At 72.1% G+C, this 12,823-nt stretch carries 11 protein-coding genes; 6 read left to right on the top strand and 5 right to left on the bottom strand.

The features are described 5' to 3' along the window. The first annotated feature begins 348 nt into the window (after positions 1–348). The 4 genes from serB to WME89_RS04590 all read left to right on the top strand — a co-directional run bounded on the left by serB (position 349) and on the right by WME89_RS04590 (position 6,423). Complete coding sequence (gene serB / locus WME89_RS04605) at positions 349–1,533, top strand: phosphoserine phosphatase SerB (protein WP_438008039.1); 1,185 nt, start codon at positions 349–351, stop codon at positions 1,531–1,533. Between the two features lie 289 nt (positions 1,534–1,822). Then, positions 1,823–3,112 (top strand): SGNH/GDSL hydrolase family protein, encoded by a 1,290-nt coding sequence (locus WME89_RS04600; RefSeq protein ID WP_438008038.1) that lies wholly within the window; start codon positions 1,823–1,825, stop codon positions 3,110–3,112. 235 nt (positions 3,113–3,347) lie between these two features. Beyond that, positions 3,348–4,367, top strand: a complete 1,020-nt coding sequence (locus WME89_RS04595) for a LacI family DNA-binding transcriptional regulator (RefSeq protein WP_438008037.1) — start codon at positions 3,348–3,350, stop codon at positions 4,365–4,367. Between the two features lie 124 nt (positions 4,368–4,491). Further along, entirely contained in the window at positions 4,492–6,423 is a 1,932-nt protein-coding gene (locus WME89_RS04590; RefSeq protein ID WP_438008036.1) for a glycoside hydrolase 5 family protein, read from the top strand. Between the two features lie 55 nt (positions 6,424–6,478). Here WME89_RS04590 and WME89_RS04585 read toward each other — a convergent pair whose 3' ends face one another. The 5 genes from WME89_RS04585 to WME89_RS04565 form a co-directional block, all read right to left on the bottom strand. Beyond that, positions 6,479–6,829 (bottom strand): hypothetical protein, encoded by a 351-nt coding sequence (locus WME89_RS04585; RefSeq protein ID WP_437623760.1) that lies wholly within the window; start codon positions 6,827–6,829, stop codon positions 6,479–6,481. Then, positions 6,826–7,209 carry a phage holin family protein gene (locus WME89_RS04580; protein WP_438008035.1) on the bottom strand — a complete coding sequence of 128 codons (384 nt, stop codon included), beginning with the start codon at positions 7,207–7,209 and terminating at the stop codon, positions 6,826–6,828. Before WME89_RS04580 ends, WME89_RS04585 begins: the two co-directional genes overlap by 4 nt. 335 nt (positions 7,210–7,544) lie before the next feature. Then, a complete protein-coding gene (locus WME89_RS04575) occupies positions 7,545–8,450 on the bottom strand; it encodes an extensin-like domain-containing protein (RefSeq protein WP_438008034.1) in 906 nt (301 codons plus the stop codon). A 93-nt stretch (positions 8,451–8,543) separates the two neighbouring features. After that, positions 8,544–10,706, bottom strand: a complete 2,163-nt coding sequence (locus tag WME89_RS04570) for an ABC transporter permease subunit/CPBP intramembrane protease (RefSeq protein ID WP_438008033.1) — start codon at positions 10,704–10,706, stop codon at positions 8,544–8,546. Beyond that, positions 10,703–11,497, bottom strand: a complete 795-nt coding sequence (locus WME89_RS04565) for an ABC transporter ATP-binding protein (RefSeq protein ID WP_438008032.1) — start codon at positions 11,495–11,497, stop codon at positions 10,703–10,705. The genes WME89_RS04570 and WME89_RS04565 overlap by 4 nt, the downstream gene beginning before the upstream one ends. 189 nt (positions 11,498–11,686) lie before the next feature. On the opposite strand from WME89_RS04565, the gene WME89_RS04560 reads away from it, so the two are divergent. Both WME89_RS04560 and thiD read left to right on the top strand, forming a co-directional pair. Beyond that, positions 11,687–11,920, top strand: a complete 234-nt coding sequence (locus tag WME89_RS04560; protein ID WP_438008031.1) for a hypothetical protein — start codon at positions 11,687–11,689, stop codon at positions 11,918–11,920. 63 nt (positions 11,921–11,983) lie between these two features. Next, positions 11,984–12,802, top strand: a complete 819-nt coding sequence (gene thiD, locus WME89_RS04555; RefSeq protein ID WP_438008030.1) for a bifunctional hydroxymethylpyrimidine kinase/phosphomethylpyrimidine kinase — start codon at positions 11,984–11,986, stop codon at positions 12,800–12,802. Positions 12,803–12,823: the final 21 nt, after the last annotated feature.

Here is a 12,823-nt window from a genome sequence, read left to right as displayed (position 1 = left end):
GGGCCTTTCAGAGGGCTATTGCCGTGGGTACGGGTGACGTGAGTCCCAGCGGAGGTCACTGCGATGCGGGCCGGCCCTCGGGTTCGTGGGGCCCTCCCACCAGCCCCCCGCGCGCGCTCGCACCCCCCACGCGGGCTCTTCCTGGAAAAGGGGGGGTGGCGGGGCTGCAGCGGTGATGGGCGCCGCGGCGGAACAGGCATGCTCCCACGCTCGCCAGAGGCCGCGTGGGGGTGGCGGTGAGTCGAGGGGGGAGAGATTTTTGGGCAGCTCGCCCCTCGCGCGAGGAGCGCGCTTGAGGGGGAGCGATCGGCGTCGACTATCGGACACGGCGCTGTTAAGGGGCCTGCGATGGCCGCCTCCTCTGATCCCATCCTCATCACCGTCACCGGCAGGGACCACCCGGGCATCACCGCCCGGCTCATGGGCATCCTCGGCGACATCGGCGCCACGCTGCTCGACATCGAGCAGGTGGTGGTGCACGGCAGCCTGAACCTCGCGCTGCTCGTGCTCTTCCCGGAGACGCGCAGCGGGCTCAAGGAGCTCCTGTTCGCGGCGAAGGAGCTCGGCGTGACGCTCGACTTCAAGCCCGTCGACGGCGGCGCCCCCGCGCGCGCCCTCGGGAGCAGGTACGTGGTGACCGCGATCGGGCGAGAGCTCGGCGCGAAGGAGCTGCACGACGTCGCCGCGACCCTCGCGGCCCACGACGCGAACATCGAGAAGATCGCCCGGCTGTCGGTCGAGCGGCTCTCCTCGGTCGAGATCAACGTGCTGCTCCGGCGCGAGGAGGAGGCCGACGCGCTCAAGCAGGCCCTCCTGGCGCTCGCGATGCAGAACAGCTTCGACCTCGCCCTGCAACGCGAGGGGCTCTTCCGCCGGAGCAAGCGGCTCGTCGTCATGGACATGGACTCGACGCTCATCCGCATCGAGGTCATCGACGAGCTCGCGCGCGCGAAGGGGGTCGTGGAGCAGGTCGCGAAGATCACCGAGCGGGCCATGCAGGGGGAGATGGATTACGACGAGTCGCTCCGACAGCGGCTCTCGCTGCTCCGCGGGCTCGACGTCAGCGTGCTCCGGAAGCTCGCCGCGGAGCTCCCCATCACCGAGGGCGCCGAGACGCTCATCCGGGTGCTGAAGCGGCTCGGCTACCGCACCGCGGTGATCTCGGGCGGGTTCTCGATCGCAGCAGAGGCGCTGAAGGTCCGGCTCGGGATCGACTACGCCTACTCGAACGCCCTGGAGGTCGAAGGCGGCAAGCTGACCGGCCGGGTCACAGGCCCCATCGTCAACGCGCAGCGCAAGGCGGAGCTGCTCGAGACCATCGCGCAGGCCGAGGGCGTGCTCCTCGACCAGACCATCGCCGTGGGCGACGGCGCCAACGACCTCTTGATGCTCCAGCGGGCCGGGCTCGGCGTCGCGTTCCGCGCGAAACCCAAGCTCCGGGAGGCGGCCGACACCTCCCTCTCCGCGAGCGGCCTCGACGCCATCCTCTTCCTGCTCGGCATCACCGAGCGCGAGCTGCTGGAAGTCGCCTGACCGACGCAGGAAGGCAGCGCCGCCGAGGAGCAGAGTCCACGGGGCGCGCCGCCTCGCGCCCGGGCCGAGCGCCCCGCCCCGGCGCGGCTGTCGAGGCGCGGCGCCGCGCGGCCCCTTGACAGCCGCGCCGGGCCACAATACTTAACCGTTTCAGTTCACGGTTGGCCTGCCAACACCACCTCGACCCGGGCGCTCGGGCAGCGGCGCTTCGCCGAGCGCGGGATCGAGGCCAGGGCCGCGGCGTCGTGGGGCGCGTTGCGCCAGCCAGATCAGCTGAGGAGGTTCTCCCATGAAGAGCTTGTTTGCGATGGGCGCCGGCGCCGCGCTGCTGATCAGCGCGTGCAGCTCGACGGACGGCACGCCGGACAGCGGCTCGAGCAGCAGCGCCAGCACGGCTTCCGCCGGGGGCGGCGGAGAAGGCGCTGGCAGCGGGGCCAGTGCGGGCGGCGGCGACGCGGGCGGCGGCGACGCGGGCGGCGGCGGCGAAGGCGCGGCCCCTCCCGGGGACACGACCGAGCGGGTCTATGACGCCGACGACAGCAACATCCAGTATTCCGGCAGGGTCGATTTCTCGGACCCCAAGAAGCCGAGGTTCTCGACGCCCGGGGTGACCATCCAGGCGAGCTTCAAGGGCAGCTCCGTCGCGGTCACCCTCGACGACGAGCACAAGTGGGACAAGTACTTCAACTACTTCGATGTCTCCGTCGATGACGGCCCGGTGACGAAGATCCAGCTCCAGCCCGAGGCCATGGAGTACGAGATCGCCTCGGATCTCCCGTACGGCGAGCACACGGTGACCGTGGTCAAGAGGACGGAGGCGTCCATCGGCTACACCGAGCTCCTCGGCTTCAAGTTCGGCGGCGAGATCCGGCCGCCGCCGCAGAAGCCGGGCCGGAAGATCGAGTTCATCGGCGACTCGATCAGCTGCGGCTCCGGGATCGACGCGCCCAACGGGTCCGCGCAGTGCGAGGAGGACGGCTGGGGCCAGCCCTACCACAACGCCCGTCTCGCCTACGGGCCCCTCGTCGCGCGGCAGCTCGGCGCGGAGTACCACGTCACGGCGGTCTCGGGCATCGGGCTCGTCAGGAACTACAGCTCCGAGTACGACGCCAGGCCGATGCCGGAGGTGTATGGCCTCCTGTTCCCGGAGCTCATGGACTCTCCGGCCTGGGACACCGCGCGGTTCGTCCCCGACGCGGTCGTGATCGCGCTGGGCACCAACGACTTCTCCCCGGGAGACAGCGAGCGGCCCAGGATGGATGTCGAGACGTACGCGGAGGCGTACATCGATTTCGTCGACACGCTGAGGGGCTACTACCCTGATGCCCACATCTTCTGCATGTCGAGCCCCATGCTCGGCGACGGCTGGCCCGAGCCCACGGACATGTCGGCGACCGATCACAGGACCAGCCTGACGCGCGTGGAGGAGCACTTCGCGGCGAACGACGACACGAAGGTGCACAAGGTGTTTGTCAGCAAGGCCACCGGGAAGGGCTGCGGGACGCACCCGGACGCGACCGAGCACGAGGCGATGGCGGAAGAGCTTTCGCCGGTGCTCCAGTCGGTCATGGGCTGGTGACCTCGACGCGCTGGCCAGGCATCGCGCTCGGCCGGCGCGTCCCCTCGCGGGCGGCGCCTGCGCCGGGGCGAGGTGTGGGAGCAGCTGCGCCAGGATGCGCGCTCTCCTCCCAGCGCCGGCCGCCTGTGCGAGCGGTAGGCTCGCCAGCGGGCCGTCGTGCTATCCAACCGAGGCTGGGCGACGGCGAAAGCTCACACGGTGGGCTCGAACCGCCGCCCGCGAGCGGAGGTGATGCGTGAAGCGTCCGACGATAACGGACATCGCGTGGCGTGCGGGGGTGTCCAAGGGAGCGGTGTCCTATGCGCTGAACGGCAGGCCGGGCGTGTCGGAGCCGACGCGCGAGCGCATCCTCGCCATCGCGGCGGAGATGGGCTGGCAGCCGAGCAACGCGGCGCGGGCGCTCTCCGACGGCCGGGCCGGGGCCGTCGGCCTGGTCATCGATCGGCCCGCTCACACGCTCGGCATCGAGCCGTTCTTCATGCAGCTCATCTCGGGCATCGAGGCGGAGCTGGCCGAGAAGGCGGAGGCGCTGCTGCTCAAGGTGACCGAGGACCGCCAGGCCGAGGTGGACACCTACCGCCGCTGGTGGGCCGAGCGGCGGGTCGACGGGGTGATCCTGGTCGACCTCTGCGACGGAGATCCGCGCGTGAAGCTGATCGAGGAGCTGAAGCTCCCGGCGGTCGTGATCGGCGGGCCGGCAGGCAAGGGGCAGCTCTCGGGCGTGTGGAGCGACGACGCGAGCGCCATGAGGGCGGTGGTCGACTACCTGGCCGCGCTCGGTCACCGGTCGATCGCCCGGGTCGCCGGCCCCGCGGAGTTCTTGCACACGGCGATCCGCACCAAGGCCTTCAACGCCGCTGCCCGCCAGCGGCGCCTCGACCGGGTGGTGACGGTCCACGCCGACTACACGGGTGAGGCGGGAGGCCAGGCCACGCGGCGGCTCCTCGCGGGGGCCGCGCCGCCGACGGCCATCATCTACGACAACGACGTGATGGCCGTGGCCGCGCTCGCGGTCGCCCAGGAGATGCGCGTCCCGGTGCCCGAGCGCCTCTCGATCGTGGCCTGGGACGACTCGGCGCTGTGCCAGCTCGTGCACCCCGCCCTGACCGCGGTGCGCCGCAACATCGCCGAGCACGGCGCCCGCGCCGCCGCGCTGCTCCTCCGCCTCGTCGCCGGCGAGCCGATCGCCGACGCCGAGTGCAGCGCGCCGACCCTCGCGACGCGGGGCAGCACCGCGCCGCCCGCGCGCTCCTGACCCGGGCTCATCGCCGGCGAGGCGGCGCGGCCGCCCCTCGCGGGCGGTGGACACTGAACCGATTAAGTGCTTTGCTCGCCGCGCGCGCAGCTGGAGCGGCGAGCAGATCACGATGAGAGGGAGCATGCACCGCAATTTCGCCAAAGTCGCTGTCGGCAATCGGGCTGTGGCCTGGCTCGGGGCCAATTTCTGGTCGAGGCGCGGCGGCCCGCTCATGTGGCAGAGCTACGACCCGGCCGTGGTCCGCGAGGAGCTCCGGGTGCTCGCCGATCACGGCCTCGACATGACCCGGTCGTTCTTCTACTGGCCGCACTTCATGCCCGAGCCGGACCGGATCGACGAGGGCTGCGCGGCGCGCTACGGCGATTTCCTCGAGGCGCACAGCGAGGCGGGCCTGACCACGATCCCGACGCTCCTCGTCGGCCACATGTCCGGCGAGAACTGGGACCCTGTCTGGCGGCGCGGGCGCGACCTCTATGGGGATGTGTGGATGGTCGCCCGGCAGGCGTGGTTCGCCGAGCAGATGGCGCGGCGCTTCGCCGGCCACCCGGCGGTGACCGGCTGGCTCATCTCCAACGAGATGCCGATTTACGGCGAGCGCGAGCGGTCCGTGCGCGAGACCGTCACGAGCTGGGCGAGCCTGCTCGTGCAGGCGCTGCGCGCCGGCGGGGCGAGCCAGCCGATCTCGATCGGCGACGGCGCGTGGGGCATCGAGGTCACGGGCAACGACAACGGGTTCTCCGTCCGCGACCTCGGCGCGCTCGTCGATTTTCTCGGTCCGCACGTGTACCGGATGGAGAACGACATGGTCCGCCAGCACTACGGCGCGGCGTTCGTCTGCGAGCTCACGGGCTTCCTGGGCAAGCCGGTCGTGCTGGAGGAGTTCGGGGTCTCCTCGGACTTCGCCTCTGACGAGAACGCCGCGCACTATTACCGGCAGGTCCTCCACAACACGCTGCTGGCCGGCGCCACCGGCTGGATCGGCTGGAACAACACCGACTTCGACCTCATCCACCAGGACCCTTACCGGCACCACCCGTTCGAGCTCCACTTCGGGCTGACGACCACCGACGGCCGGCCCAAACCGCAGCTCCGGGAGATGGCCCGCTTCGCCAAGGTGCTGGCCGACATCGACGTCCTCGGCTGCGAGCGGGAGCCGGCCGACGCGGCGCTGATCGTCCCGTCGTACCTGGAGGGCGCGTTCCCGTTCACGGAGGCCGAGGACCGCAGCTATCTCTTCACCATGCTGCGGCAAGCGTACATCGCCGCGAAGGAGGCAGATCTGCCGGTCGGGCTGACCCGGGAGCGGGACGGGATCGCGGAGGACTGCCGGCTCTATCTCCTGCCGTCGACCAAGCAGCTGACCGCGCCCAGCTGGGCTCTCCTGGAGCGGCTCGCCTCCGGAGGCGCGGTGGTCTACGCATCGTATTGCCATGGCACGCACGGCTCGCAGCGCGGGCCCTGGTACGCGAACCTCAACACGATGTTCGGCGTCGAGCACCAGCTCCGCTACGGGATGGTCGACCCGATCGAGGACGCGCAGGTGGAGCTCACCTTTCAGCGCCCGTTCGGCCCGATCGCGGAGGGCGCCACGCTCACCTTCCCGGTCGCCGGCACCGAGCACAGCCGCGCTTACCTGCCCGTGAAGCCCAGGGGCGCGGAGGTCGTCGCCGTCGATCAGCGCGGCAGGCCGGCGCTGCTGCGGCGCCAGGTGGGGAGCGGCAGCATCGTGCTCTGCACGTACGCACTCGAGCACTTCGCCGCGGCGACCCCTCGGGTCAACCCGGAGCCGACCTATCGCCTCTACGACGCGCTCGCCGAGCTCGCCGGGGTGCGCCGGCCGGTGACCGTGGACGACCCGCGCGTCGCGGCCGGCACCCTGCGCCACCGCGACGGACGTCGCTTCGTGTTCCTCGTGAGCCAGGCGGATCAGCCGCTCTCGGTCAAGCCCGTCCCGGCCGCGGGACACCTGACCGAGCTGGGCGGCAAGACCCCGGTCCGCTCCGTGGAGATCGCGCCTTACGACGTGAGGCTCCTCGAGCTGCGAGCGGAGTAGTCGGCCGCTGCGGACGTCGCGCGGCGCGCGGCGCTGGACGGGGACCCGCGAGGCGCTATCGCCGCAGCGTCTTGTAGAACATGTAGCCGAAGCCGATCGTCAACACGACGAGGGCGGCCCCGCCGATCGTGACGAACGGCACGACCTTCGCTCGCGCTCGCCGGCCGATCTCGCCGACGCGGCTCACGAGATCCTCGCGGACCTCGTCGGCCCTTTGCTCGAGGCGCTCGCGCTCCGGCGAGCTCTTCGCCTCGCTGTCCCTGACCGCGGGGCTCGCGCCGCCAGGGTTCGGGGTGACCAGCGCGTCGTTCCTCCGCTCAAGCTCTTCCAGGCTCGCTCGGACGTTCGAGCGGAGCAGGGCGGCGCGCTGCTCCAGATCATCGATGCCATTTGCGTTCGTGCTCATGCGATTTTTTCCTTCAACACGTTGGCCTGGGCCTCGGCGTGCTCCTTGGTGGCGTCGAGCGGCGGATCCCGCGGGATGAGCCGGTAGCCGACGAGCCCGGCGATCCCTGCCGCGACGAGCAGGACGGCCGCGATGATGAGCGCCGGCGCCGGTCCGCCGATCGCGAGCACCGCCGCGACGAGGAGCATCGCGAGCATCAGGATCGCAGCGGCGGCGGCGACGCCGAACGCGATCGCCGCGTTCTTGAGCCTGGACATGTCCTGCTTGGTCTCGTTCTTCGCGAGCGCGATCTCGATCCTGATCAGCTCTTGCGTGTCCTGGATGGCGCCCTTCACGAGATCGACGAGCCCGCTCTCCTCGGCCTGATTGGTGTTCGCCATGGGTTCCTCGCTTGTGGTGAGCGGTCGAGAGACCCCTCCATGCGGCGTCTCGCCGGCGGATTCGTCCGGTCGCCCGGACTGGTCAGCTCGGTCGACGGCCAGTCGTATGAGCTGCAACTGCATCGATCGGACCAGGCGGAGCGCAGGCGCGATCGCGCCGCTGAGCGGACTCACAGGCAGTCCGAGGCCACGGGCCGTATCCATTACGCCACATGTGGCGAGCGTGCGCGTGCAGAGCAAGGCGCCTTGCCATCAGCCGCCGTGAGCGCCCAGAGGTCGTCTGTCGGTCACCGCGTCCGCCGCGGTGCGGCATGGCGGGGGCGCTCCGAGCTGGCTCAGTACCAGCGCGGCGTCCCGCAATCGACGTGCAGGTGGTCCCGGTGGCTCGCGTCGAAGTCCGGCCCGAGGACGCGTGAGGCGGCCCCGTCGGCGCGGAGCCGCCGGGTCACGCTCCTCAGGAAGTGCCCCTCTCGGGTGCTCGGCTCCTTGTCGCGAAGCACGTAGTCGCGAAGCACGCTGATCGCGCGGCCGCGCTTCGGCGTGAAGCGCGCGATGTCGAAGGCGTTGCCGAACGAGTGCTCGCTCAGGCCCTCGCTCCAGGGGCGCATCCTGCCGACCACCTCCCGGCACGCGTAGCTCCCCAGCGTGCTGATACGGGCGATCGGCGAGCTCAGGTGTGCCTCTGCCTCTTCCTGGATCACGCGCTCGATATCGGCCAGCCGGAGGGCGAGTGAGCAGTCGATCTGCAGCGGGGGCGAGTACACGATGCCAGTCGGGCCGCGCGTGAGCAGCACGCCGTGGGGGATGCCACACCCCTTCTTGTTGGGCTTCGCTGTGTCCGCTATCGCCTGGAACCGCGCGCCCGCGCTCTTCAGGGCGTCGCGGCAGTCCGCGCCCGCGGCCGCGGCGATGTAGTTCCACTGGCGCTGCGCGCGCGGCGGCCGCTCGCCGAGGTCGGCGGCGTCGGCGAGGTGCGGGGCCCAGGAGGCCCATCCCGACGGCGCAGGCGGCGACGGCGCGGGCTCGCCACCAGCGACGGGAGGCGCCGCGACGGCGGGCGCCGCTTCCTGGGGAGCGGGCGCTCCGGCGGCGAGGGCCGGCGCTGCGCCAGGGAGGGCCGGCGCCGGCGGCGCGATCAGCGCGGCTCCGCCGAGCTCGGAGAGCGTCGGGCTCCCATGAGAACAGGAAAGCACCGAGGCCGTCGCCGCCGCAGCGAGCCCCGGAAGGAAGCGTGCGTGCACATCGATGTCCGTACCTCAGCGGGCGACCCGCGCAAGACACGCGATCTCCCCCTCTCCGCGCGCCCGCTCACATCCACACCTCGTTCGCCCGGGTCAGGCCTCCCTCGCGCCGCCGCCGGCCGCCTCGCCCTCGCCGCGCGCGTCGTCTTCTGGCGCTTTCGGGGCCGGCGCCCCGCGGAGCAGGAGCAACCCCGCCACGGAGACCACGATGCCGGCGGCCGTGAGGCTCCACGGCAGCTCGCCCTCGATGACGCCCTGCGTCCACGGCGGCTTGAAGTAGAGCAGCGACACGGCGAGCCCGTTGTTCAAGGCGTGCAGCAGCGCTCCGGGCAGCACCGAGCCGGTGCGGTGGCGCGCGTAGCCCAGCGCGAGCCCGAGCGAGAACGTCGGCAGCAGCCGGTACACCGACCCGTGGGCGAGCCCGAAGAGGAGCGCCGACACCCCGATCGCCACCGCGGGCCCGGCGCGGCGCAGCCCCGCGTAGACGAGGCCGCGGAACAGGAGCTCCTCGCACACGGCGGGCGTCACGGCGACGAGCAGCAGCACGACGGGGTACGGCTGCCCGCCCAGCAGCACGAGCTCGCCGAGCTCGCGAGCAAAGCGCTCTGGCGCGGGGAACCACCGGAGGAGGGTGCCGCCGATCGCGACCCACGCCGACACCCCGAGCAGCAGCGCCCCGGCGAGGCCCCGGACCGAGGCAGGCCGGAGGGCCAGCGTCGCCCGGGGCGAGTAGCCGAAGCCCACGACGAGCGCGAGCGTCGGGAGGAGGAAGAAGCCAACCTGCGAGGCCGCGAGCTGGACGGCCACGCTGGCGCGGGCAATGAGCAGGCTGCCGTAGAAGAAAAGCACCTGCACGCCCGCGAACGCCGCCAGTGAGAAGCCGGCGGAGGGCGCCCCGCCGCTCCGGCGCCCGAGGCCCAGCACGGCGCGCGCCGACTCCTTGCCCCCGAGGAGCACGTCCTCGCGCTCGAACACGCGCGCGGCGAAGAGGAGCGCGAGGCAGGCGTAGAGCGCCGACGAGACGAGCGCCGTGAACAGGAGATCGAGCGGCGCCTCCCCGAGGAAGAGGGCCTTGATCAGCACCGCGATGTTGAGGACCGGGGCGTAGGCCGTCCACGGGTTGAGCTCGACCACCGGCAGCGCCGTGATGCCGGCGAGCAGCGACAGCGGCAGGTACGCCGGCATGAGCGCGTTCTGGCCGTCCTTGAAGTCCTTCGCGAACACGGCGAGCGCCAGGAACAGCGCCGAGAACAGGAGCGTGACCGGAACGAGCAGCGCGAACGTCAGCGCGAAGATCCAGGGGTCGACGACGACGACGTCGGGCAGCAGCCGGCTCACGGTCAGCGACAGGCTCACCACGTTGCCGAGCGCCGTCAGCAGCGAGATGACCCACACGGCCAGGAACTTGCCCGAGATGATCTCGATGGAGCGCAGGGGCGCGCAGAGGAGCGTCTGCATCGTGCCGCGCTCCTTCTCGCCCGCCGTGAGATCGATCGCCGGCAGGAAGCTGCCGAGGAGCGACATCAGGATGAGCATCATCGGCATCATCGAGCCGAGGATCTGGCCGACCTTGCGGCTGTCCGGGGCGACGTCGCGCGACACGACGTCGTAGGCGATCGAGAACCCCTCGGGCAGGCCGCGCTCCGCCTCTCGATCCGCGACGATGGCCCTGCGGGCGCGCCGCAGCGCGCCCTCGAGGCGCGCCTCCGCCATGGCCGAGTCGGCGCGGACCGAGTCGAAGTAGATCGCGACGGCGCCCTTGCCGCCCCGCGCGAGCTCGGTCCCGAGCGCGGGCCACGGGATGAGGACCGCATCGACCTTTCTGTCGCTCACCGCGGCGCGCGCCGCCGCGAGCACGGGGTTCTCCGGCTCTGTCCACCTCGGCGGCGGGTCCTCGCCCTCGGGCGGCGGCGGCGCGTCCTCCGGCCTGGCCTCCGGCTCCCTCGGCGGCGCGAGCGCCCCCGCGAGGAGGCCCTCGCGCACGTCCGGGGGCGCGCCTGCCCACGGCGCGAGCTCGATCTTCCCCGCCGACGCGAGCCTCTCCTGCAGGCCCTCCGCGAGCTCTCCCCACACCGCGATCCTGGACGAGCGCGCCTCGCGCGCGGCCGCCTCGGAGCCGACGAGCTTGCTCATCGCGAGCGCGAACAGCGGATAAAGGAGGATCGGGAGGAGGACGAGGCGCACGAGCGTGCGCCGGTCCCGGAGCGACTCGACGAGCTCCTTGCAGGCGATCGTCCAGACGATGGCGAGCCTCACGGCGCCTCGCCTGCCGCCGGCGGCGCCCCGCCGCGCTCGGGCGCATCGCGCGCTTCGCGCGGGCGGCTCCGGGCCACGTGGTGGAGGAAGGCGTCCGTGAGGTTCGTGGCGCCGGCGCGCTCCAGGAGCTCCGGCAGCGCGCCGGTGTCCGCGATGCGCCCCTCGTGCAGGAGGGCGATGCGATCGCAGAGGTACTCGGCCTCGCCCATGATGTGCGTCGAGAAGAGGACGGCCTTGCCCGCGGCCCGCTCGCGCCGGATCGACTCGACGATGAAGCGGCCGCTGATGATGTCGAGCGCGGTCGTCGGCTCGTCGAGGATGAGCACCTCGGGCTCGTGGAGGAACGCGCGCGCGATGTTGGCGCGCTGCTTCTGCCCCGTGGACAGCGTGCCGCACGGCCGCGAGGCGAACGCGTCCATCTCGAGGTCGGCCACGAGCGCGTCGATGCGGCGCGAGAGCGCGGGCTCCTTCATGCCGTACAGCCTGCCGAAGTAGCGGAGCACCTCGCGGGGCGTGAGCCGCTGGTAGAGCTGGGTGTCGCCGGACAGAAAGCCGATGCGCTGCTTCGCCTCGAGCGGCCGCGCGGCGAGGTCGACGCCGCCGATGGCGACGCGCCCTCCGGTCGGCGACAGGATGCCGGCGAGCATCCGCAGGGTCGTCGTCTTCCCCGCGCCGTTCGGGCCGAGCAGGCCGACGATCTCCCCGGGGTGCACGGCGAGATCGACCCCCTCCACGGCCGTGAAGTCGCCGTACCGCTTCACCAGGCGCTCGGCGAGCAGTGCGGGGTGCATGGCGGCTTCTCCTATTCGGTCCGCGGCGGCGCGCAAAGCGTCGGGCCGCCGGGACCGCGGCGCAGGGCGTCCCCCGGCGCGCGAGCCTCCTGCTCGCGCCGCCCGGTCGCCCGCCGCCCTGGCCGCTTCGCGGCCCCTCGACGTCCGCTGCAGATTCCCTAGACTACCGAGAACATCATGCAGGCGGACATGCCTTCCATGCCCTACCGCAACCGCACTACGTCCGAGCCGGTCCAGTGCCCCTGCGGACACGGGCTTGATCATTACATGGTGAGCGCCGAAGCAGAGTACCGCGTCCTGGGCTACCTCCAGCTGGCGTTCGGGATCTCGGCCCGGCCGACGAAGGTGAAGTACAGGTGCCGGCGCTGCGACACCGTGTTCGCCACGACGAAGGATCCCGCGGTCCTCGACAAGCACTACTGACGCCGGGCAACAGATGATCGACATCGACACGTCGCCGGCGGTCGCCTGCGGCAGAGGGGCTCCATGAAAGGCCGCGTCCTCATCGTCGCCGGGTCCGACTCGGGCGGCGGCGCTGGCATCCAGGCGGACCTCAAGGCGGTCACCGCGCTCGACGCATACGGCGCGACGGCGATCGCCGCGCTCACCGCCCAGAATACCCGCGGCGTGGCCGCCGTGTTCCCGATCCCACCCGACTTCATCGGCCGCCAGATGGAGCTCGTGCTCGACGACATCGGCGCGGACGCGATCAAGACCGGCATGCTCCACTCCGCCGAGGTCATCGAGGAGGTCGCGCGCGTTTACGAGCGCCTCGGCCGCGGCGCGCCGCTCGTGGTCGACCCCGTGATGGTCGCCAAGGGCGGCGCGCGGCTGCTGGAGCACCAGGCCGAGGGCGCCCTGCGCGGCCGGCTCCTGCCGATGGCCGCGCTGGTCACCCCGAACATCCCCGAGGCCGAGGCGCTGACCGGCATGGTCATCGACGGCGTGGACGCGATGCGCCGCGCCGCCGCGCGGCTGCTCTCGATGGGCCCGCGCGCCGTGCTGCTCAAGGGAGGCCACCTCCCGGGCGCGACGGTCGTCGACGTCCTCCAGACCGCGCCCGCGCCCGGCGCCTCCGGGGGCGAGCAGCTGTTCGAGGACGCGCGCATCGAGACGCGCGCGACCCACGGCACCGGCTGCACGCTCGCCTCGGCCATCGCGGCCGGCCTCGCCCAGGGCCTCCCCCTCGTCCCGGCCATCTCGCGCGCGCGCCGCTACCTCCGCGAGGCGATGCGCACCGCGCCGGGGCTCGGCCACGGCCACGGCCCGCTGAACCACGCCCACACGGTGCGGCCGTTCTCCTGAACAGCGCGCGGCGGACCGCGA

Origin of the sequence: Sorangium sp. So ce321 (genome assembly GCF_051530195.1) — a bacterium.
Taxonomy (GTDB): Bacteria; Myxococcota_A; Polyangia; order Polyangiales; family Polyangiaceae; genus Sorangium.
This window is presented reverse-complemented; position numbering and strand designations above follow the sequence as displayed.

Excerpts from the sequence above, each read along its gene's own strand:
- serB (WP_438008039.1), top strand. The coding sequence starts at position 349 with ATGGCCGCCTCCTCTGATCCCATCCTCATCACCGTCACCGGCAGGGAC.
- WME89_RS04600 (WP_438008038.1), top strand. The coding sequence starts at position 1,823 with ATGAAGAGCTTGTTTGCGATGGGCGCCGGCGCCGCGCTGCTGATCAGC.
- WME89_RS04590 (WP_438008036.1), top strand. The coding sequence starts at position 4,492 with ATGCACCGCAATTTCGCCAAAGTCGCTGTCGGCAATCGGGCTGTGGCC.
- WME89_RS04585 (WP_437623760.1), bottom strand. The coding sequence starts at position 6,829 with ATGAGCACGAACGCAAATGGCATCGATGATCTGGAGCAGCGCGCCGCC.
- WME89_RS04580 (WP_438008035.1), bottom strand. The coding sequence starts at position 7,209 with ATGGCGAACACCAATCAGGCCGAGGAGAGCGGGCTCGTCGATCTCGTG.
- WME89_RS04565 (WP_438008032.1), bottom strand. The coding sequence starts at position 11,497 with ATGCACCCCGCACTGCTCGCCGAGCGCCTGGTGAAGCGGTACGGCGAC.
- WME89_RS04560 (WP_438008031.1), top strand. The coding sequence starts at position 11,687 with ATGCCTTCCATGCCCTACCGCAACCGCACTACGTCCGAGCCGGTCCAG.
- thiD (WP_438008030.1), top strand. The coding sequence starts at position 11,984 with ATGAAAGGCCGCGTCCTCATCGTCGCCGGGTCCGACTCGGGCGGCGGC.